The organism is Streptomyces sp. NPDC045846 (assembly GCF_056431605.1).
This window is the reverse complement of record NZ_JBWKKJ010000005.1, coordinates 457,425-476,550: the sequence shown is the minus strand read 5'-3', so window position 1 is coordinate 476,550 and position 19,126 is coordinate 457,425. Positions and strand designations below refer to the sequence as shown.

The following is a 19,126-nucleotide window of genomic DNA, read 5'->3' as shown; positions in this document are numbered from 1 at the left end:
ACGGCTCCTGCCAGCTCAGCACCGGAAAGGACCGCCCCTCATGCGCTCACCCATCGATCCGTTCACGCCAGCCGTCGAACTCGCCGCCGCCATCCGTCGCAAGGAGGTGAGCCCGGTCGAAGTGGCCGACTGCTTCCTCGAGCGGATGGATGAGCTCGACCCCCGCCTGAACGCCTTCTGCCACCGGGCCGAAGACGACGTCCGCAAGGCCGCGTCCGCCGCGGCCGACGCCGTGGCGCGGGCCACCTCGCCCGAGGACCTCCCTGCGTTCCACGGCGTGCCACTGCCGGTCAAGGACCTTGTCGACGTCGCCGGGTGGCCCACGACCCATGGGTCGGCCGGGGCCGGGCGGGCCCCGGCCGACGCATCGGACCCGGTGGTGCGACGCTTCGTGGACGCGGGCTTCGTCCTGCTCGGCAAGACCACCACCTCCGAGTTCGGCAGCCTGCCCTTCACCGAGAGCGAGGCCCTGGGCATCTCGCGCAATCCGTGGAACCCGGACCGCACACCCGGCGGTTCGTCGAGCGGAGCGGGCGCCGCCGTCGCGGCCGGAATGGCGCCCATCGCGCACGCGGAGGACGGCGGCGGGTCGATCCGCATCCCCGCGTCGTGCAACGGCCTCGTCGGCCTCAAACCCACCCGCGGCCTGGTCACCAACGCCGTCGTGGAGGTGGAAGGCCTCGGCACCAGTGGAGTGATCACCCGCACGGTGGCGGACACCGCCGCGGCCCTCGACGTCCTGGCACGCCACGATCCGGGCGCGTGGTGGTCGCCTCCGACGCCCCGCACGTCCTTCACCAGCGCACTGAACACGGACCTGCCGACCGGGCTGCGGATCGGCGCGCTCATCGACTCCCCGGTCGACGGGATACACGTGCATCCCGCGTGCATCGCCGCCGTCGACGTCGCCCTGCGCACCCTCGAATCGGCCGGCCATCACCTGGTCGACACGCCCCTTCCGCTGCCGCCGGCCGACGAGTTGGTCTCGGCGTTCACTGCCCTGTGGAACGTCGGCGGCGCCGGCATCGCGCTCGCGGAGCCCGACCGGATCGAGCCGCACAATCGCGCCCTGCGTGACGCGGCGCGAGCGACCGACTCCTGGGCCTACACGGAAAAGGTGCGGAAGACCGAGCAGTTGTCGCGGCGTATCGTCGAAGGCTTCCTCACCGGCTTCGACCTCCTGGTCACGCCGACCATGGCCTGCCTCCCGCCGCTCGTCGGTGCCTGGCGGGCGGGCACCGAGGACGATCCTCTGAGGGCGCTGGTGAACAGCTATCCGATGGGGGTGTTCACGTCCGTGTTCAACGTGACCGGGCAGCCGGCCATCTCCCTCCCCGTCCACCACGACGAGGCCACCGGCCTGCCCGTCGGCATCCAGATCGTCGCCGCGCCCTGGCGGGAGGACCTCCTGCTCCAGGTGTCCCGCGTCCTCGAACTCACCCACCCCTGGGCCGGTCGCCGTCCGCCCGTCAGCTGAGCGGTCACCGCTCGAACCTCTCCGGGCGCTGACCACGAGATGTGGCACGAGTCCGGCCTGTCCCCTTGGCCGCGTCGAGTGGCCGACGGGCAACTCCTGCGCCCTGCACCGGAGTTGCCCGTGCATCCGGACGAAGAGTATGACTTCTTCGTACAGGCGGGGGTGTGAGTCCCGTAACTCCGTGCAGGGGTTGCAATCCACGTGCGTCCCGGATGTATGGTCCCCTCGCTGGTGCCACAACGGGGTGGCGCCCATCCCCGGGGGGGGGCCGATGCCGCAGGACTGGGCGGGTGAGTCCGAGCGAGACCGGTCGGTGCAGAGTTACACCGAGTCGCTGCTGCTGCCCGGAACGAGTGGCGGGCCCGGCGAACACCTGCCGGTGACGTTGTTGCTCGGACCGCGGGGCAGTGGGAAGACGACGCTGCTGCGGGCGATCGGACAGTGGGCCGCGGTCGGCCCGGTCGCCCGGCTCGACCTCGCCGAACTGGCCCGGCACGATCAGGGTCCGGTGGATGTGCTCAAGGCCGTGGCGTACGACCTCGAACCCCGCAAGAAGCATGTGCCGCACATCTCCCTGCCCGCCTTCCGGCTGATGTGCGCGGCGCTCGCGCTCGAACTCGACGGCCAGGACCGGGCGGTGGCCCGCCGCCAGCTGAGTCAGGAACTCGCCGGTCCGCCCTCCCACTGGCTGCCGCATGTCGTGCAGGTCGGGCAGACCGCCGGGACGCTCGCCGGGCTGCCGTCGCCGTTCATGGAGGTCTTCAGAGTTCTGCCGACCATCGAGCGGGTCCTGCGCCACGGTCAGGTGCTGCGCCGTCTGTCCAGGATCCGGCGGGCTTCGGCGGTCACCTCGGCCCTGGACATCCTGGTCGAGCTGAACCTCGCGTACCACTCCGCCTCGGCCGAGGACCGCGCCGTCACCGAACGCATCGTGTGCGGAGTCTTCCTCCAGGAACTGCGGCACTGCTACGTCCGCAAGGACTGGGCGGTGCGCTGCCTGGTCCTCCTGGACAACGCCGACAACCAGCTCGGCGGCGAGGTACTGCGCCTCCTGGTCCAAGAACGCCGCGGCTGCGACCGCGACCCGCTGGTGGTCCTCGCCATGGCGGGCAGCTATCCGCGGGCGCTCCAGGACGTCGACTTCGGATGGCAGTACGCCGCGGACGGCTACCCGGGGGCGTGGGACGCCGGCACGGCCTTCGATCCGCAGGAGGTGACGGCGGGGCTGCGGGTGGGGCGGTTGCGCGACCTGACGCGGAACGAGGTGGATCAGCAGGCCAAGGAGGTCTTCCAGTCGACGGCCGCTCCCCCGCCCCGGGGCAACGCCGGGGCGCGCTGGCTCGGCTGGGCGGTGTACGAGATCACGCGGGGGCAGCCCGCGGCGACCGCTCGCGTCCTGGGAGCGCTGCACGGCTTCGAACCCTCGGCGCCCTGGGAGGAGCGGCTGCGCCGGGCGTTACAGCCGTCGGCCGAACTGGTCCACGGCCTCCGGGACCGGCTGCTGCCCATCGACCCGCCCCAGGGGCTGCGTCCGGCACTGGCCAGGGCCGCGGCCGCGCCCGACCTGGCGCAGGCCGTGGTCGCCCACTGGTTGCAGAGCGAGCCCGAGGCGGCGGCCCATCTGGGCCAGGAGTTCCGGGCGTTCGCCAGGGACCGGCTGCGCACCATGCACATCGACACCGGTGATCCGCTCGCCGACGGCCCCCCGGGCACCCCGCACCCGCTGTTGCGCCGCCTGCTGTTGAGCGCCCTGGAGGATCCGGCCGCGCTGCACGCCGGGTTGCGTGCGGAGGCCGCGGCCAGGGGGGAGCCGGGGCTGGCCGCCTATCACGCGCTGGCCTGCGGTGATCTCGCCGCGGCCGCGGCCCATCTGGACACGATCTTCGAGCAGGACACCCCCGAGCAGTGGTGCGCCGCACTGTGCAGGCTGCGCCGTGCGCCCCTGCCGCTTGAGCTCAGCAGTCCGGGCAGCGAGCCCTGGGAGCAGTACGAGGCTCTGGTGCGGCTGCTGCGCGATGACACCGCACCGCGACTGCGCACCATCACCCGTCTCCTGGCGGCGAGTTGGATAGCCCCGGAGCCGGCCGACGACCCGGCCACGGACCGGGTGGGCGACCCCTACCGCGACCCGCTGGGCGACCCGTACGCCTCGCTCTTCGGGGAGGTGTACGCCCGGTTCCACACCCTCGCCGCCGCGCACACCGAGCGCGTCGCCTGGGCCAACGTGCTGCAGGACAAGGCCCAGCAGTACAAGGAGGAGCCCTGGTGATGAGCCGTGCGACGATCGATCTCCCGCGGCCCCCGAGCCACAAGGTCTTGTGGTCCGCACTGGGCGCGGTGTGCGTGGTGCTGATCGCCGTCGTCCTCTTCAAGGCCTTCGAGCCGGACACCGACTGCGCTCGGGGCGTCGCCAAGCGGGCCGGCGGCGAATGCGTCGGAGTGAGCGACGGCTCGTTCGCCTTCCCTTCGCTCGGCGACATCAGCGGCAGGATCCTGGATGAGAACCGCAAGGTCGAGAAGTCCGGCGAGCAATCGGTGACCATCGCCTACCTGGAGTCGATGTCCGGCGGCACCGAGGACCGGGGCCCCGAGGGCACTCGGCTGGCGGTCACCGGGGCGCACATCGCCCAGCTGGAGATCAACAGCGAGCGCGGCACCCTGCCGAGGGTGCGGCTGCTCCTGGCCAACACCGGGCGCGACGACGCGTACGCCGGCGAGGTGGTGGAGCAACTCCTCAAAATGAAGGACGAGCAGCACTTGGTCGCCGTCGCCGGGATCGGGCAGAGCAACGCCCGCACGCTGGCCGCGGTCGACAAACTGCGCGCCGCCGGGATGCCGGTCGTGGGCGCGACCGTGGCCGGGGACGAGATGAGGTCTACGGCGCCCGGCTTCTTCCGGGTGTCCTTCCCCGCCGATGAGCAGGCCTCCGCCGCGGCACGCTACTTCAAGGAACAGCAGGACAAGCGCCCCGGATACCGGCTGCAGGTCGTCAAGGACAACAAGGCGGGCGACATCTACAACGCTTCCCTGTACAGCGGGTTCATGGCGGCCGCCCAGCGTGTCGGGCTCAAGGTCGAGACGGTGGTCCCGTTCACCTCCGGCGCCGCTCCGGGCGGTGGCAACGCGCTGCGCGTGGTCGCGGAGAAGATCTGCGTCACCGGAGCCACCCCGGACGGCGTCTACTTCGCCGCGCGGGGACGGGAACTGCGCAGCTTCATCGAGGCGGCCGGTGAGAACCGGCGCAGCTGTCCCGTGCGCGTGCTCTCCGGGTCCAGCGCGGTCGGCCTGTACTTCGACACGAGCCGCGCCTCCGGCACGGCCGAACTCGCGGAGCTGGCGCGCCGCTGGAACGCCAGCGGCCTCAAGGCGTACTACACCGCGTACGCCCACCCCGACGCCTCCGCGCAGATGTACGGCGGCCAGGAGCGGGGCCCGTTCCCCGACTTCCGGCGCCGCTTCCTCGACCTGCGGAGCGGGAGCGCGGGGGCACTCAACAACGGGCAGGCCATGGTGGGTCACGACGCGGTCTACACGATCGGCACAGCTGCCCGGCGAGCGATGGACACCTACGGCACGGACAAGGTCACACCCAGCACCGTCCTCGATCTGCTCGGTCAGACCAACGGCACCTACAAGGTGCGCGGTGTCAGCGGGGAGATCGCTTTCGCGCCGGACACCGGCGAGCCGTCCGACCGGTCGATGGCTCTGGTCGAGCTGGGGCCTCCCACGGCGCGCGGCGACGAGGGCGACCAGTACCGGTTCGTCGGCACCCTCAAGCCATGAGGCTCCGCCCGCCGGCCCTCCGACGGGGGGTGACTTCATCGCCTGGGCTTCGCCGACGGCGGCGGGGCCATCTGTTCACGATCGGAGACAGCGGGCAGGGCTGGAAGTCCACCACGGCGCTCCTGGTTCGGCCACTTCGAGGTCGCCGCATCCAGTTCGCAGGAGTTCCTCGAACAACTGGGGCGAGGATCGCGAACCAGCCCTGATCGTGTGATGAGGAACAGCCCCGCTCCCCCGGCCCCGGAAGCTGTCGGGTTCAGGAGCGCGCGAGCCGGGCCGCGAGGTAGGGCGCGGTCGCGCTGCGGCGGGCCTTCGCCACCTTGGACGGTGCGCCCGCCACGACCACCCGGCCGCCCGCGTCGCCACCGCCCGGCCCGAGGTCGATGACCCAGTCGGCGGTGGCGATCGTGTCCAGGTCGTGCTCGACGAGGACGACCGTGTTGCCCGCGTCGACGAGCCGGTGCAACTGCCGCAGCAGCAGCGCGATGTCCGCGGGATGCAACCCGGCCGTCGGCTCGTCGAGCAGGTAGAGCGCGTGCCCGCGACGGGCCCGCTGCAATTCGGTGGCCAGCTTGATGCGTTGGGCCTCACCACCACTGAGTTCCGTCGCCGGCTGGCCAAGACGCAGGTAGCCAAGCCCCACCTCGCGCAGCGTCTCCAGGCTGCGCGAGGCGGCCGGGACGGCGGACAGGAACTCGGCGGCGGCATCGACGGACAGCTCCAGCACCTCCGCGATGTTCTTGCCCCGGTGGGTGACTTCCAGCGTTTCGGCGTTGTACCGGGCACCGTGGCAGGCCGGGCACGGCGCGTAGGTGCCGGGCAGGAACAGCAGTTCCACCGCGACGAAGCCTTCGCCCTGGCAGGTCTCGCACCGCCCTTCGGGAACGTTGAAGGAGAACCGTCCGGCCGAGTAGCCGCGCGCCCTGGCCTCGTCGGTGGCCGCGTACAGCTTGCGCACCGCGTCGAACATGCCCGTGTACGTGGCCAGATTGGACCGGGGAGTGCGGCCGATGGGGCGTTGGTCGACCAGGACCAGCCGGTCGAACGACTCGACGCCCGACGCGTCCTGCACGTCGACCTCCAGGCGCGCCTCGTCGGGCTCCTCGGACACGAGGCCGAGGTGCCCGCGGACGACCTCGGCGAGCACCTGCGTCACCAGCGTCGACTTTCCGGAACCGGACACGCCCGTCACCGCCGTCATCACGCACAGCGGTACGTCGACGGAGACGTCGCGCAGATTGTGGCGGGAGACGCCGCGCAGACGCAGCCAGCCGTGCGGGGTGCGCGGGCGGTGGTCGAGCGGCCGGGCGCGCCCGAAGAGGTACTGGCTCGTGGCCGACTCCCCGACCCGCTCAAGACCGGCGACCGGGCCGCTGTACAGCACCCGGCCGCCGCCCTCCCCCGCGCCGGGACCGATGTCCACCACCCAGTCCGCCCGCCGTACGACGTCCATGTCGTGCTCCACGACGAACAGCGAGTTGCCCGCCGCCTTCAGGCGGTCCAGGACGTCGAGCAGCGGTTCCGCGTCCGCGGGGTGGAGGCCCGCGGAGGGCTCGTCGAGGACGTAGACGACGCCGAACAGACCCGAGCGCAGCTGCGTGGCGATCCGCAGGCGCTGGGCCTCGCCGGGCGACAGGGTCGTCGAGCGGCGCCCGAGGCTGAGGTATCCAAGGCCGAGGTCGAGCAGTACGCCGATCCGCGCGAGCAGATCGCCGCAGATCCGGACCGCGACCTCGGTCGTCTCACCGGAGCGGGCGGTCGCCGTGGTGGCACCAGCCTTGGACCGCCTCGCGAAGGGCCGCAGCAGCGGCACGACCTCGGTGAACGGCATCGCGTTGATCTCGGCGATGGAACGTCCGGCGAAGGTCACCGCGAGCGCCTCCGGCCGCAGTCCGCTGCCGTGACACTCGGGGCAGGGCACGCTCCGGACGAACCGGAGCGCCCGTTCGCGCATCCTCTCGCTCTTGGAGTCGGCGAGGACGTGCATGACGTGCTTGCGGGCGCTCCAGAACGTGCCCTGGTAGCCGTAGTCGATGCGGCCCTCCTCCGGCTCGATGTACACGGACGGCTGCTCGTCCGTGTACAACAGCCAGTCGCGGTCCTTCTTCCTGAGCCTGCGCCACGGCCGGTCGATGTCGATTCCCAGGCCGCTCACGATGCTGCGCAGGTTGGCGCCCTGCCAGGCGCCGGGCCAGGCCGCGATCGCGCCCTCGCGGATGCTCAGCGACGGGTCCGGGACCAGCAGGTCCTCGGCGACTTCGTGCACGACGCCGAGGCCGTGGCACTCCGCGCAGGCGCCGGCCGCGGTGTTGGGTGAGAACGACTCGGCTTCCAAGCGGGCGGCACCGGGCGGGTAGGTCCCGGCGCGGGAGTACAGCATGCGCAGCAGATTCGACAGCGTGGTGATCGTCCCGACGGTCGAGCGCGAGCTGGGGGACCCGCGGCGCTGCTGCAGGGCCACCGCGGGCGGCAGCCCGGTGATCTCCTGGACGTGGGGCGCGCCGACCTGCTGCAACAGCCTCCGGGCGTACGGTGCGACGGACTCGAAGTAACGGCGCTGGGCTTCCGCGTAGAGCGTGCCGAACGCGAGCGAGGACTTGCCCGAACCGGAGACGCCGGTGAAGGCGACCATCGCGTCCCGCGGAACGTCGACGTCGATGTTGCGCAGATTGTTCTCACTGGCACCGCGCACGTGCACGAAGGGGTCGCTCGCGTCCTTGGTCACCTTTCCTGCCTACCTGATCGCACCGGGAACCGCGCGCCATGCGCCGCCACCGGGCCCTGCCCACCCGGGCATCCGCACAGTCCCCGGGGCCGCACGCGCACCAAGGCCGCACACGCTCAGTGAGGCGCGGCCTGCGCTTGCGGGCCGCTCGGCGCGACGAGTCCGCTGACGGTGCGTTCGACCAGGTCGGCGGCGCGGGCCGGACCGCCGGGCGCCGAGTGGACGGGGCGGACGGGGCGGGCCAGCGCCCGGTGGAGGGCGGCGGGGGTGTCGGGGAGCGGGGTGGCCAGGCCCGCGCGTACGCAGGCGGCCGAAAGGAGCTTCTGCTCCCCGCCGTTGGGGGCGACGACCAGGGGGCGGCGGTGGCGCAGGGCCGCCAGGACGGGGGCGCTGGTGCCGTTGCTCAGGACGGCGTCGGCACGGCGCACCAGCGGGTCGAGCCAGGGCAGGTGAACGGGGTGCAGGTGGGCGCCGGGGCGCGCCGCGGTGCGATCGGTGCGGCCGGTCTCCACCACGGCCTGGAAGGGGCCGTCGGTGAAGGCGGCGGTGAGCGCGGGCCAGAGGTCGGCCCCGCCGAAGACGCGGCCGAGGTGGACGTACACCAGGGGCTTGCCGCTGGCGGCTATCGAGGCCTCGACCCGTTCGGCCTCCGCCGGGTCCGGGTCGGGCTCCCACACCAGGTCGCCCACCTGGTGCACGTCCGCGGGCAGCACGGCCCCGGGGTGCTCCAGTACGGGGCTGCCGCGCAGCAGACAGAGGGTTCCGTTGAGGATGTGCTGCCCGAAGCCGCCGCGCGGTGCGGTGCGCGGGCCGCACTCTTCGCGCAGCTTCCGGTACTGCGTCAGGACGTCGTCCAGCCGCCACGCGCGGGTGTCCCCGATCACGGGTTCGCTCGCGCCGCCGCTCAGGTACGGCCACAGGTGCACGGCCAGGCCGACGACCACGACCGGCACGTCCAGAGTCTCGGCGGCCAGCAGCGCGCCGGGGCAGAGGAGGGAGGTGACCAGGACGTCGGGCCGGGTGCGGCGGGCGGCACGCAGCACGGTCCGGTACTGCGCGACGCCCTCCAGGAACCAGCGGTCGACGCGGAAGGCGGTCGGCGCGCCCAGGTCACCCGCGTCGATCACGTCCAGGCCGGAGGCGCGGGCGGGCGGGCAGGCGGGCGGCCCGGCCAGCACGGTGGCGGCGTGCCCGCGCCCGTGCAGCTCCCGCCCCACCGCAAGGACGGGGTAGAGGAAGCCGGGTGAGCTTTCCGGGCACAGCAGGATGTTCATCGATCTCCCTGAAGGGGTCAGGCGGGGGTGGGGGTGCGCTCGCGGGCATAGGAGTGCAGCAGGGCGGGGACCTCGTAGAGCGCGGTGTGTGCGGAGACCTCGGCGTCCCCCAGCGGGCAGGCCAGCACTCCCGCCTCGATCAGCGGCTCCATGACCCGGCCGGCCGTGTGCTCGGCGCAGCCGAGCGCGGCGGCCGCGTCCGCGAGGGAGAACAGCGGGGCGGGCAGGGTGCTGAGGTGGTGCAGCACGGTCTGCACGGGCGCGGGCAGTTCGAGCCACCAGGCGGCGAGCCGGGAGCGCACCGTGACGTCTCCGGCGGACAGTTCGTCCAGCAGCGCCGGGCTGCCCTCCAGCCGGTCGGCGTACTGGCCGAGCGGAAGCCGGCGCAGCACGGCCAGGCGGCTGCCCGCCAGCCGCAGGGCGAGGGGGAGCTGGCCGACGGCCGCGGCGATCCGTTCGGCGGCGGCACGGTCGGTGCGCACTCGGCCGCCGCCAATCACCCGGTCGAGCAGGTCGACGGCCTCGGAACGCTCGAAGGGGCCGAGTTCCACGCGGTGCAGCGGGCCAAGGCCGGTCAGCCGGCTGCGTGAGGTGATCAGCACGGCGGCGCATCCGGCGCCCGGCAGCAGGTGGCGGACGGCGCTCTCGTCGGGGGCGTCGTCGAGCAGCAGCAGGGTGTGGTGGCGGGCGAGCCAGGACCGCCAGATCACGGCGGCCTCCTCGGCGTCGTCGTCGGTCTCCGGTACGGCACGCAACAGATCGACGGTGCGGCACAGTTCGGCGAGTACGGAGGCGGGGCGGCGCGGGGTGCCGTCGGCGCGGCGGAGCCGGACGGTCAGGCAGCCGTCGCGGAAGCCTCGCTCGACGCGGTGCGCGGCGCGGACCGCGAGGGCGCTCTTGCCGGTTCCGGCCGGGCCGCAGAGCACCACGAGGCGGCCGGAGTCGGGCGGGGCGCCGCCGAGCAGGGCCTCCAGCCGGTCCAGATGGTCCGCGCGGCCGGTGAAGTCGGGGAGGTCGGCGGGGAGCACATGGACGGGCGCGGTGGCCGGGCGGACCGGCCGCGGGGCCCGGTCGGCGGCGCGGCCGTGGTCGTCGCCGTCGATGATCTCCCGGTAGAGGGTCTCCAGCGCAGGACTGACGCCGAGTCCGAGCTGAGCGGCCAGCTGCTGCCGCAGCCGATCGTAGACGGCCAGCGCCTCGCTCTGCCGTCCGGAGCGGTGCAGGGCGGTCATCTGGGCGGCGCTGAGCCGTTCCCGCAGCGGGTGCTCCAGGACCAGGTCGGCGAGGGCTTCGGCGACGGCCGAGGCATGACCGAGGGTCAGTTCGGCCTCGGCCCAGTCCTCGTGCACGGTCAGGCGGCGCTGTTCGTGGCGCTCGGCCTCCTCGCGGACGGCCTCGCAGCCAGCGAGGTCGGCGAGCAGGGGGCCGTGCCACAGTCCCAGTGCTTCGTGCAGCAGCGCGGCGGCGTGCCGGTCCGCGCCGCGCCGGGCGGCGTGCCGCCCGGCGCGGGCGAGTTCGTCGAAACGCAGCAGGTCGAGTTCGGCGGCGGTGGCGTTCAGCCGGTAGCCCGCCGGGTGGTGCACGAGCCGTTCCCGGGGACCCTCGGCGGGTGACGGGCCGTCTGTCTCCTGCCAGGGAAGGGGGCCGACGGCCTTGCGCAGGGCGCAGATGTACGCCTGGAGGTTCTTGCGGGCCGACCGTGGCGGCTCGTCGCCCCACACGGCGGCGGTCAGGACGTCGGTGGAGACCGGGGTGTTGACCCGGCACAGCAGCATGGCGAGCACGAGGCGCTGCTTGAGGGGACCGAGCACCACCGGTCGACCGTCGCGCTGGACGGCCAGCTCGCCGAGCACGCGGAACCGCACCCGGCCGCCGCCATCGCGGTCAGCAGCGGCATGGTGTGCCGCGGGGCGGTAAGGGGGAAGCGCGGGAAAGTGGTACGGGGTGATGTGATCCAGCATTAGCTCTGCCCATCGGATCGGGGTCCGTCGTCGGCGGCTGCGGTCAGGATCTGACGGGCCAGCCGCAGATGGTGCCGGTGCCGGCGCTGCCGCAGCAGGTGTTCGGTATGTCCGGCCAGCACACCGGCCAGCACGCCGAGCGCCAGACGGCGGAGGATCAGTTTCCCCAGGCGGTGTCGTCGATGACGATGGGACGGTCGTCCGGGACCGTCGGGGCCGGGTGCGAGGCGGCCGACAGCGTGTCCTGCGCGGCGCACTGGCGCGGGGCGCCGGCGGCGGTGGCGGAGGAAGCGGCGCACAGGCTGGCGGCGACGATCGCGAACAGCACGCAGAGTCTCTTCATTGGTACCCCTTGAACGTCTCACAGCGGAATACACCGTTTTGTCAGGTGATTTTCTGGTCACCAGAAGACTGGCGACTGAACGAGGCCTGGGCCAAGGGGTAACCCGGTGCAGCATCCTGCACGCAGTAAGAGACCTGGCGGCGCAATTCGGACATACAGCTGACGGCTTGATGATTCGCCGGCGCGGCCCGGTTCAACGCGACGGGCGGAGCCGGTCGTCGAAGAACGCCAGCAGGTCCCCGATCAACGCCGACATGTCGCTGGTGCCGCGCGCCCCGTGCCCCACCCCCGTCTCCCGGCGCAACAGCACCGGCCCGTCCGGGAACGGCGTCGCGGTCGCCTCCTGGAGCGCTGCGCACATCTTGCGCGCGTGCAGGGGATCGACCCGGGTGTCACCGTCGGCCGTACCGAGCAGCACCGCCGGATAACGCGTGCCCGGCCGCACCCGGTGGTAGGGCGAGTAGCTGTGCAGCACGGCGAGTTGCTCGGGGTCCGCGGCGCTGCCGTACTCCTCGCGCCAGCTGGGACCCATCCCCCAGCGCTCGTAGCGCACCATGTCCAGCAGCGGCACCAGGGACGTGACGGCCGCGTATTTCTCCGGGTGCTGGGTGAGCGCCGCGGCCACCGTCAGCCCGCCGTTGGAGCTGCCGAGCAGGCCGATCCGCTCGGGGTCGGCCCAGCCGTCGGCGATCAGCCGGTCGACGGCCGCGTCCAGATCGTCGAAGGTGTTCTGCTTGTGCTCCCGGCGCCCGGCCCGATGCCACTCCTCACCCTCCTCGCCGCCACCGCGCAGGCAGGTGAACACCCACACGCCACCGGACTCCGCCCACGCCAGGGCGTGCGCCGCGTAGCCCGGCACGATCGAGGCGCCGAAACCGCCGTAACCGGTGACGACGGTGGCCCGCGGCCGGTCGGGCCGCCCGCTGGGAGAGATGACGAACATCCGCACCGGCGTGCCGTCGTGCGACACGTACACCACCTGCTCCACCCGCGCCCCGGTGGCGGGCCCGCGCTCCGGACCGGCCCAGTGCCGGGTCTCGCCGCGCAGCGCGTCGTAGCGCAGCACGACCGGCGGGGTGACGTGGTCGGTGTACCGGAACCACACCTCGTGACCGGGACGGGCCGCCTGCGCGAGCGGCCCGACGGTGCCGCTGCCCGGAAGCGGCACCGCACCGAGCGGGGCGCCGCTCTCCGCGTCGTGCACGGTGATCTCGCTGATCGCGTGCCGGGTACGGGTGACCAGCAGCAGCGGACGCGCCAGCTCGGGCCCGTCCAGCAGTGCCGCGTCCTCCAGCACGGCCTCCGGGTCCTCGGCCACCACCGTGCGGCGAGCCGCCGCCGGATCCGCGAGCCGCTCCGGCGCCACCATGTCGACGCGGCCGCGCGGGGCGCCGACCCGGCTGCACAGCAGCAGCTTCCCGCGCCGGTGCGGACGCACCGTGGTGCGCCCGTCCACCCCTTGCTGCACGGGGCGCAGTTCGGGCCGCTCCGCGTCCCCGGCCAGCGGGTCGGCGCACCAGACCTCGGCGCGCGGGGAGGCGCCGGCGGTGACGGTGACGGTGAGCAGGCGGCCGTCGGGGGACATGTCGACGGAGTAGAAGTCGGCCGCCGCGCGGCCGCCGCCGAACACCAGCGCGTCCTGCTCCGGGTCCGCGCCGAGCCTGTGGTGCCGTACCCGCCGGTGGTAGCGCTCCTCACCGGGGTGCAGTTCGGGCGGCAGACGGCGCACGTAGTAGAAGGCCTCCCCACCGGGCAGCCAGGCGATGTCGGTGCGCCGCAGCCGGTCGACCGGACCGTCCACGACCTTCCCGGTGGCGGTCTCCAGCACGCGCAGCACCGAGTCCTCGGTGCCGTTCGAGGAGGTCTGCACCGCGATCAGGTCGCCCTCCCAGGACGGAGACCAGGCGTCCAGCACGGTGCGCCCGGTGGGGTCCACAGCGAGCGGGTCGAGCAGCACCCGTGTCTCGCCGCCGCTGGTGACGGCCAGTTCGGGCTGCTCCTGGCCGGGGCGCTGGCGCTCGAAGAAGTGGTAGGGGCCGCGCACCTGGGGCACGGAGACCTCACCGGTGTCCACCAGTTCACGCACCCGGGCGTGCACCGCGTCCAGCCCGCGCCAGGCGGCGCGGGAGCGGGCGAACAGCTCGTCCTGGGCGGCGGCCCAGCGTGCGGTGCGCGGGTCGGCCGCGTCTTCCAGCACGCGGTACGGGTCGGCGACCCGCCGGCCGCCCAGGTCCTCGACCAGTTCGGAGCGCGGAGCGGGCGGGTAGGCCGGTGGTTCGGCGGCGGATGCGGGCATGGTGCGGGTCCTTTCCCCTCGGTGTTGCCTCGTACTCAGCCGGCGGGCGGCAGATCCATCGCGTCACGGGCGACGACGACCTCCGGTTCCGGCCCGGCCGGTGCCTCCTCGGCCAGCAGCCCGCGGTCGCGCAGCATCGGAAGTCCGCACACCAACGTGCTCACCGCGACCACCGCGGCCATCACCAGCCAGGTGGGCGCGATCCCCAGACGTGCGATCGCGAGACCCGCGGCCCCCGGGCCGAGCGCGGCCAGGCCCGCCGACAGCAGGCCCACCGCGGTGCTGACCCGGCCCAGGAGCTCCCGGGGCGTGCGCTTGAGCATCGCCTCCCCCAGCACCACCCCGGCGATCGGCGTCAGCAGCACCATCACCACCAGCACGGGTCCGAGCACCACCGGCCGCGACGTGGCCGCGAACACCCCGAGCCCGGCCGCCCACACCGCCCCGATCAGCAGGAACAGCTGACCGGGAGTCAGCAGCAGCATCAGCTTCGGCGAGGCCAGCGCGCCGAGGATCGCTCCGACTCCGGCGCACGCCATCACCAGACCGATCACCGTCGGGCCGGTGCCGGTGTCCTTGAGCACCACCACCATCGCCACCTCGGAGGCCGCGCCCACCAGGTTGAGGAGCGCCGCGAACACCAGGGCGTGCAGCAGCGCGGGCTGCGTCAGCAGCCAGCGGAACCCGGCGGTGACCCGGCGGTCGGCGTCCGGGCCCTCCGCCACCGGCAGCGGGCGGGTCGTCATCCGCCACACCAGGTACGCCGAGACGGCGTAGGAGGCCGCGTCGACGGTGAACGGCAGGATCGGGTCCACGGCGTACAGCCAGCCGCCGACGAACGGGCCGACCAGCGTGGCCGCGCCCAGCGCGGCCTGGTCCTTGGCCAGCGCGTCCGACAGATCCTCCTCGCACACCACGTCCCGGACGGCGATCGTGCTCGCCGGGCCGAACAGCGCGGTCGCCGTTCCCTCGACGACCGCGACGGTCAACAGCTGCCAGAACGTCAGCTCCCCGAGCCAGAAGGTGAGCGGGATGCTGCCCAGGGCGAGCATCCGCACCACGTCGGTGGCGAGCATCAGGCGACGGCGGTCGAACCGGTCGGCCACCTGCCCGGCGGGCAGGCGCAACGCCATCCGGGTCACCAGCGAGCACGTCGCCACCAGGCCCGCGCTCGCCGCGCCGTGGCCGAGCGAGAGCACCAGCAGCGGGAACGCGATCAGCGACATCTGCGAGCCGAGCGTGGACAGCGTCGTGCCGATCCAGTAGCGGCGGAAGTCCCGGTTGGTGCGCAGCACGCCGGTCCGAGCCATGGTCACTCTCCTTGCCGGGTAGGGGCGTCGGGTTCAGAGCCGTCCGGCCGTGTGCAGATGGTCGAGCAGGGCGGCGTCCACCTCGTCCTGGAAGGCCCCCAGCCGCGCGGCCTGGTCGCCGTGCTGGTACTGGTCCTCGCAGGTCACCCACAGCCCCTCGGTGCGCTCGTGCGCGTAGTAGCCCTCGTCGAGGGTGCCGACCTCCCAGCCGGGCCGCCCGGCGGTCTCCCAGCAGCTGGAGAGCACTCCGTCGGCGTTGACGACGGCCCCGTACCGGCCGTCCTTGATGGAGCACGCCTGGCAGCCGAGCGCCGAGCGCGGCCGGGTGACGGCGAAGCCCAGTTCCAGGGCGCGGGTGTACCAGCGGATGAAGTCGGCCGAGAGCGTGGTGTCGTAGGCCAGGTCGTTGCCGTAGCCCACTCCGACGTCGCCGACGAGCGCGAAGTACAGGCCGCAGCGGGCCGGGTCGAGGCGTTCGGCGAGCCGGTCGAGCAGGTCGTCCATGCCGTGCCGGTTCAGGTGCGAGACGTTCACCCGCAGGTCCCAGCGCAGCTGCGACGCCTCCATCGAACGCGCCAGGTTGTCCACGATGACGTCGAAGGTGCCGCCGCCGGAGCGGCGCACCCGGATCGCGTCGTGCTCGGCCCGGTCCCCGTCGAAGGTGATCTGCACCGAGCGCAGCCCGGCCGCGTTCAGCTCCTTGGCCACCAGCGGCGTCAGCAGCACGCCGTTGGAGACCATGCCCGCCTGCAGCGGACCCAACTCGGCCGCCCGCAGCAGCAGTTCACGGCAGCCCCGCAGGTTCAGCAGAGGCTCGCCGCCGAACAGCATCAGCGCCAGCCGCTCCAGGCTCGCCTCCCGCATCCGCTGCCGGGTGAAGTCCAGGACCCGTCCGATCATCTCGGAGGTGAGCCGGACCGTCTTGATCCGCGGCGGCCGGTTGCCGCCGGAGTCGTCCTGCCCGGTGTTCTGGAAGCAGTAGCCGCAGCCCAGGTTGCAACTGGTGCTGGTGAGCACGGTCAGCGAATAGCTGCGGTACGGCTTCGCCTCGCGCAGTCCGGCGTCCGTGACCCACCGCTCGGCGTGCGGCAGCAGGGCACCGTCCGGGCCGACGTGGCCCGGGCTCATCCGGGCGATACCGCCGGCTCCGAGGTACCACCAGTGACCGTCCGCGCGGATCAGGCGGCTCCGGTCGGACAGCGGGGCATCGTGGGTCACGGACATGGGGGTGCCTCCGTAGGCGAAGCGGCGGGCGGGGTGCGGGAAGGGGCATGGGGCCCGCCGTCGGGCGGCGGGCCCCATGCAAGGTCCGAGACGCGGCAGGAGCGCGCCTCTACTGCGGTGCTACCTCTTGGCGTTGCCGATGCACCACGGCGTCTCGTCCTCGCTGTGGGCCAGCACCTCGGCGTCCAGGTCGTTCGCCTTGACGTTGCCGATGCACCACGGGTTCTCCTCCTCGCTGTGCGCCAGCACCTCGGCGTCCAGGTCGGTGGCCCTGACGTTGCCGATGCACCACGGGGTCTCGTCCTCGCTGTGCGCCGCCACCTCGGGCTCCTCGCTGTTGATCGGCTCGTTGTTCGCCATGGTGGTCTCCATTTCACGGACTCGGGGGGTGTGTTCAGAGAAGCTCGACGGTTCGGTGCGCCGCCGACGAGCAGAAAACTAGGAACCCCCGGCACCGGATCGGTTCGCCCCCGGTACAGAAACGGCGCAGCCGCAGGTCAGGGCCGCTTGCGCCGCCCCGCCCTCCCACCCAACGGCCCCTTGAGCGCCCGTCGTTGAGGCCGTGACCTGCGGTTGTACCGGATCCGGTCCGCGTTGTACCCGCGCCGAACCGTGCCACGCGAACCTGCTCGGGCCGCCGCGGACACCCGGGGGCATGCCACACGGACACGAAACGGATGGGCGAAGCCGATGCAACTGGCCGAACTGATAGGGCTGCGACCCGTGCCCTGCGCCGGGCTGCTCGTCGTGCTCACCCAGCGCTGCCCGCTGTCCTGCGCGCACTGCTCGACGGCGTCCACCATGACCGGAGCCCAGCCCGAGGAACACCAACTGCTGGAGTTCTTCGGCTCGTTCACCGCCGAGAACCGGCCCGAGCTGGTCCTGCTCACCGGCGGCGAACCCTTGCTGCGGCCCGAACTCGCCGCCTCCCTGGCCCTGGCCGCGCGCGCCGCCGGCACCCGCACCGCGCTGCTGAGCGGCATGTTCTTCGCCCGCGGCGGCCGGCTCCCGGCCCGCATCCGCCTCGCCGTCGACGCCCTCGACCACTTCTCCGCGAGCCTGGACGTCCACCACGAACGCGAGGTGTCCCGCGCGGACGTCTTCCGGGCCCTGCGCACCATCCTGGACGGCGGCACACCGGTCAGCCTGCACCTGACCGGCACCGGACCCGACGACCCCTATCTCGACGACCTCACCGCCGAGGTGCGCCGCGTCTTCGGTGACACCGTGCCGATGCTCGTCAACGAGACCCGCGCGCTGGGCCGCGCCGCCCGCTGGGCCGGCCCCGGCCGCACCGACCGACCCGACGGCCGGGCGCGGCCCTGCGCGATGGCCGCCTGGCCGGTGATCACCCAGGACGGCGCGATCGTCGCCTGCTGCAATCAGCGGACCGTCGACCACCGCCCCGTCCCCGCCCACCTGCTGCTGGGCGACCTCACCCGGGACCGGTGGCCCCAGGTGCGCGAACGCGCCCTGCGCTCCCCCGCGCTGCGCATGCTCCGCGCCATCGGCCCCGCCCACCTCTACACCCGGCACGGCGATCCGGCCGACTGCACCGGCTACTGCGAGAGCTGCCACGCCCTTCCTCAGCACCCCGCCGTCCTGGCCGGTACCGAGAGCGACGGCAGCGGCCCGGCCGGCGAACTCCTCGACCTGCACGCCGCGCACCGCCAGCACGCCGCCGGGCCCGTTGCCCTGCTGCGCCGCTACGGCAGCCGTGCGCACGCCGGCCTCGTCGATCCCGCGTCCGGCGAAGAGCCCAAGACGACTCCCCCCGCCCGCCCCTTCGACCCGGAGTCCGCGCGATGACCCGCAGCGCAGCCCTGCGCCTCAAACTCGCCCTGGCCACGCCCCCGTTGCACGCCGCGATGACCAACTTGTGGCGGCCCGACGGCCTGACCGAGCGCTACGGCCGCTACCTCGTCACCATGCACGCGGTCATCCGCGCCTCGGTCCCGCTGATGCGCCTGGCCGCCGACCGCTGCGCCGGCCTGGGCCCCGCCGATCCGGGTGCCGCGCCCCTGGCCGCCTACCTGCGCCGGCACATCGAGGAAGAGCGCGACCACGACGACTGGCTGCTGTCCGACCTGGCGGCGGCCGGACTCGACCCCGCCGAGCCGCTGCGCGCCCTCCCCTCCCCCGAGGTGGCCCGCCTGGTCGGACCCCTCTACTACTGGGTCGAGCACTTCCACCCCGTCGCGCTGCTCGGCTACATCGCCGTCCTCGAGGGCAACGCGCCCGCGCCCTGGCTGGCCGGGCGGCTGGCCGCCGACACCGGCCTGCCCGCCACGGCCTTCCGGACCGTGCGCGACCACGCCGATCTCGACACCGGCCACAGCGCGGACCTCGACGACCTGCTCGACGGGCTTGCGCTGACACCCGAGCAGGAGAGCGCGGTGGCGGTCAGCGCCCTGCACACCGTCGCCGCCGCCACCGACCTCTTCACCCGCCTCACAACCGCATCACACGGAAGGACACCGACCACATGACCACACCCAGCCCCGAGGACCGCGTCGCGGCCCTGACCGCCGCCGGATTCCCCCTCGACGCCCTGGGCGAGGAGCAACTGCGCGTGCTGCGCGACCTGAACGACGCCGAGCTCGCCCTGCTGCTCGACCTCAAGGCCCGCCTGGACGAAGCCGAGCACGACGACGTGCAGGCGCACACCTCCGCCATCGCCGGCGGCGCACTGTTCTGAGTCCCTCCCACCTCTCCTCCCTCCCCTCCCAGAAC

At 73.1% G+C, this 19,126-nt stretch carries 14 protein-coding genes; 6 read left to right on the top strand and 8 right to left on the bottom strand.

From position 1 onward, the window contains the following. Window positions 1-40: 40 nt before the first annotated feature. The 3 genes from AC07F3_RS17130 to AC07F3_RS17120 all read left to right on the top strand — a co-directional run bounded on the left by AC07F3_RS17130 (window position 41) and on the right by AC07F3_RS17120 (window position 5,260). Entirely contained in the window at window positions 41-1,477 is a 1,437-nt protein-coding gene (locus AC07F3_RS17130) for an amidase (RefSeq protein WP_479114820.1), read from the top strand. A gap of 271 nt (window positions 1,478-1,748) precedes the next feature. Beyond that, complete coding sequence (locus AC07F3_RS17125; protein ID WP_479114818.1) at window positions 1,749-3,746, top strand: ATP-binding protein; 1,998 nt, start codon at window positions 1,749-1,751, stop codon at window positions 3,744-3,746. Next, entirely contained in the window at window positions 3,746-5,260 is a 1,515-nt protein-coding gene (locus AC07F3_RS17120; protein ID WP_479114816.1) for an ABC transporter substrate-binding protein, read from the top strand. Before AC07F3_RS17125 ends, AC07F3_RS17120 begins: the two co-directional genes overlap by 1 nt. 256 nt (window positions 5,261-5,516) lie before the next feature. Here the strand turns inward: AC07F3_RS17120 and uvrA are convergent, their stop codons facing one another. The 8 genes from uvrA to AC07F3_RS17080 form a co-directional block, all read right to left on the bottom strand. Then, complete coding sequence (uvrA, locus tag AC07F3_RS17115; protein ID WP_479114814.1) at window positions 5,517-7,985, bottom strand: excinuclease ABC subunit UvrA; 2,469 nt, start codon at window positions 7,983-7,985, stop codon at window positions 5,517-5,519. A 116-nt stretch (window positions 7,986-8,101) separates the two neighbouring features. After that, the gene (locus AC07F3_RS17110) at window positions 8,102-9,259 is read right to left on the bottom strand and encodes a glycosyltransferase (protein WP_479114812.1); all 1,158 of its coding nucleotides are present in this window, start codon (window positions 9,257-9,259) and stop codon (window positions 8,102-8,104) included. Window positions 9,260-9,276: 17 nt separating this feature from the next. Further along, a complete protein-coding gene (locus AC07F3_RS17105; protein ID WP_479114810.1) occupies window positions 9,277-11,124 on the bottom strand; it encodes an AfsR/SARP family transcriptional regulator in 1,848 nt (615 codons plus the stop codon). A gap of 253 nt (window positions 11,125-11,377) precedes the next feature. Further along, the gene (locus AC07F3_RS17100; protein WP_479114808.1) at window positions 11,378-11,563 is read right to left on the bottom strand and encodes a hypothetical protein; all 186 of its coding nucleotides are present in this window, start codon (window positions 11,561-11,563) and stop codon (window positions 11,378-11,380) included. A 193-nt stretch (window positions 11,564-11,756) separates the two neighbouring features. After that, window positions 11,757-13,859, bottom strand: coding sequence for a prolyl oligopeptidase family serine peptidase (locus tag AC07F3_RS17095; protein ID WP_479114806.1), 2,103 nt, complete (start codon window positions 13,857-13,859; stop codon window positions 11,757-11,759). A gap of 35 nt (window positions 13,860-13,894) precedes the next feature. After that, a complete protein-coding gene (locus AC07F3_RS17090; protein WP_479114804.1) occupies window positions 13,895-15,169 on the bottom strand; it encodes an MFS transporter in 1,275 nt (424 codons plus the stop codon). A gap of 33 nt (window positions 15,170-15,202) precedes the next feature. Continuing rightward, window positions 15,203-16,393: a radical SAM protein gene (locus AC07F3_RS17085; RefSeq protein WP_479114802.1), complete on the bottom strand. Its 1,191-nt coding sequence runs from the start codon at window positions 16,391-16,393 to the stop codon at window positions 15,203-15,205. Between the two features lie 120 nt (window positions 16,394-16,513). After that, window positions 16,514-16,753, bottom strand: a complete 240-nt coding sequence (locus AC07F3_RS17080) for a hypothetical protein (protein WP_479114800.1) — start codon at window positions 16,751-16,753, stop codon at window positions 16,514-16,516. A 330-nt stretch (window positions 16,754-17,083) separates the two neighbouring features. Between AC07F3_RS17080 and AC07F3_RS17075 the strand changes: the two genes are divergently transcribed. The 3 genes from AC07F3_RS17075 to AC07F3_RS17065 are packed head-to-tail and all read left to right on the top strand — an operon-like array spanning window position 17,084 to window position 19,091. Next, the gene (locus tag AC07F3_RS17075; RefSeq protein WP_479114798.1) at window positions 17,084-18,202 is read left to right on the top strand and encodes a radical SAM protein; all 1,119 of its coding nucleotides are present in this window, start codon (window positions 17,084-17,086) and stop codon (window positions 18,200-18,202) included. Beyond that, window positions 18,199-18,882, top strand: a complete 684-nt coding sequence (locus tag AC07F3_RS17070) for an iron-containing redox enzyme family protein (protein WP_479114797.1) — start codon at window positions 18,199-18,201, stop codon at window positions 18,880-18,882. Before AC07F3_RS17075 ends, AC07F3_RS17070 begins: the two co-directional genes overlap by 4 nt. Then, complete coding sequence (locus tag AC07F3_RS17065) at window positions 18,879-19,091, top strand: aroma-sacti cluster domain-containing protein (RefSeq protein WP_479114795.1); 213 nt, start codon at window positions 18,879-18,881, stop codon at window positions 19,089-19,091. Before AC07F3_RS17070 ends, AC07F3_RS17065 begins: the two co-directional genes overlap by 4 nt. The last annotated feature ends 35 nt before the right edge of the window (window positions 19,092-19,126 follow it).

What these genes read in the sequence shown, in the direction of transcription:
- AC07F3_RS17090 (WP_479114804.1), bottom strand. Translation starts at nt 15,169, where the DNA reads ATGGCTCGGACCGGCGTGCTGCGCACCAACCGGGACTTCCGCCGCTAC.
- AC07F3_RS17070 (WP_479114797.1), top strand. Translation starts at nt 18,199, where the DNA reads ATGACCCGCAGCGCAGCCCTGCGCCTCAAACTCGCCCTGGCCACGCCC.
- AC07F3_RS17120 (WP_479114816.1), top strand. Translation starts at nt 3,746, where the DNA reads ATGAGCCGTGCGACGATCGATCTCCCGCGGCCCCCGAGCCACAAGGTC.
- AC07F3_RS17125 (WP_479114818.1), top strand. Translation starts at nt 1,749, where the DNA reads ATGCCGCAGGACTGGGCGGGTGAGTCCGAGCGAGACCGGTCGGTGCAG.
- AC07F3_RS17130 (WP_479114820.1), top strand. Translation starts at nt 41, where the DNA reads ATGCGCTCACCCATCGATCCGTTCACGCCAGCCGTCGAACTCGCCGCC.
- AC07F3_RS17080 (WP_479114800.1), bottom strand. Translation starts at nt 16,753, where the DNA reads ATGGCGAACAACGAGCCGATCAACAGCGAGGAGCCCGAGGTGGCGGCG.
- AC07F3_RS17085 (WP_479114802.1), bottom strand. Translation starts at nt 16,393, where the DNA reads ATGTCCGTGACCCACGATGCCCCGCTGTCCGACCGGAGCCGCCTGATC.
- AC07F3_RS17075 (WP_479114798.1), top strand. Translation starts at nt 17,084, where the DNA reads ATGCAACTGGCCGAACTGATAGGGCTGCGACCCGTGCCCTGCGCCGGG.
- AC07F3_RS17100 (WP_479114808.1), bottom strand. Translation starts at nt 11,563, where the DNA reads ATGAAGAGACTCTGCGTGCTGTTCGCGATCGTCGCCGCCAGCCTGTGC.
- AC07F3_RS17110 (WP_479114812.1), bottom strand. Translation starts at nt 9,259, where the DNA reads ATGAACATCCTGCTGTGCCCGGAAAGCTCACCCGGCTTCCTCTACCCC.
- AC07F3_RS17065 (WP_479114795.1), top strand. Translation starts at nt 18,879, where the DNA reads ATGACCACACCCAGCCCCGAGGACCGCGTCGCGGCCCTGACCGCCGCC.
- AC07F3_RS17095 (WP_479114806.1), bottom strand. Translation starts at nt 13,859, where the DNA reads ATGCCCGCATCCGCCGCCGAACCACCGGCCTACCCGCCCGCTCCGCGC.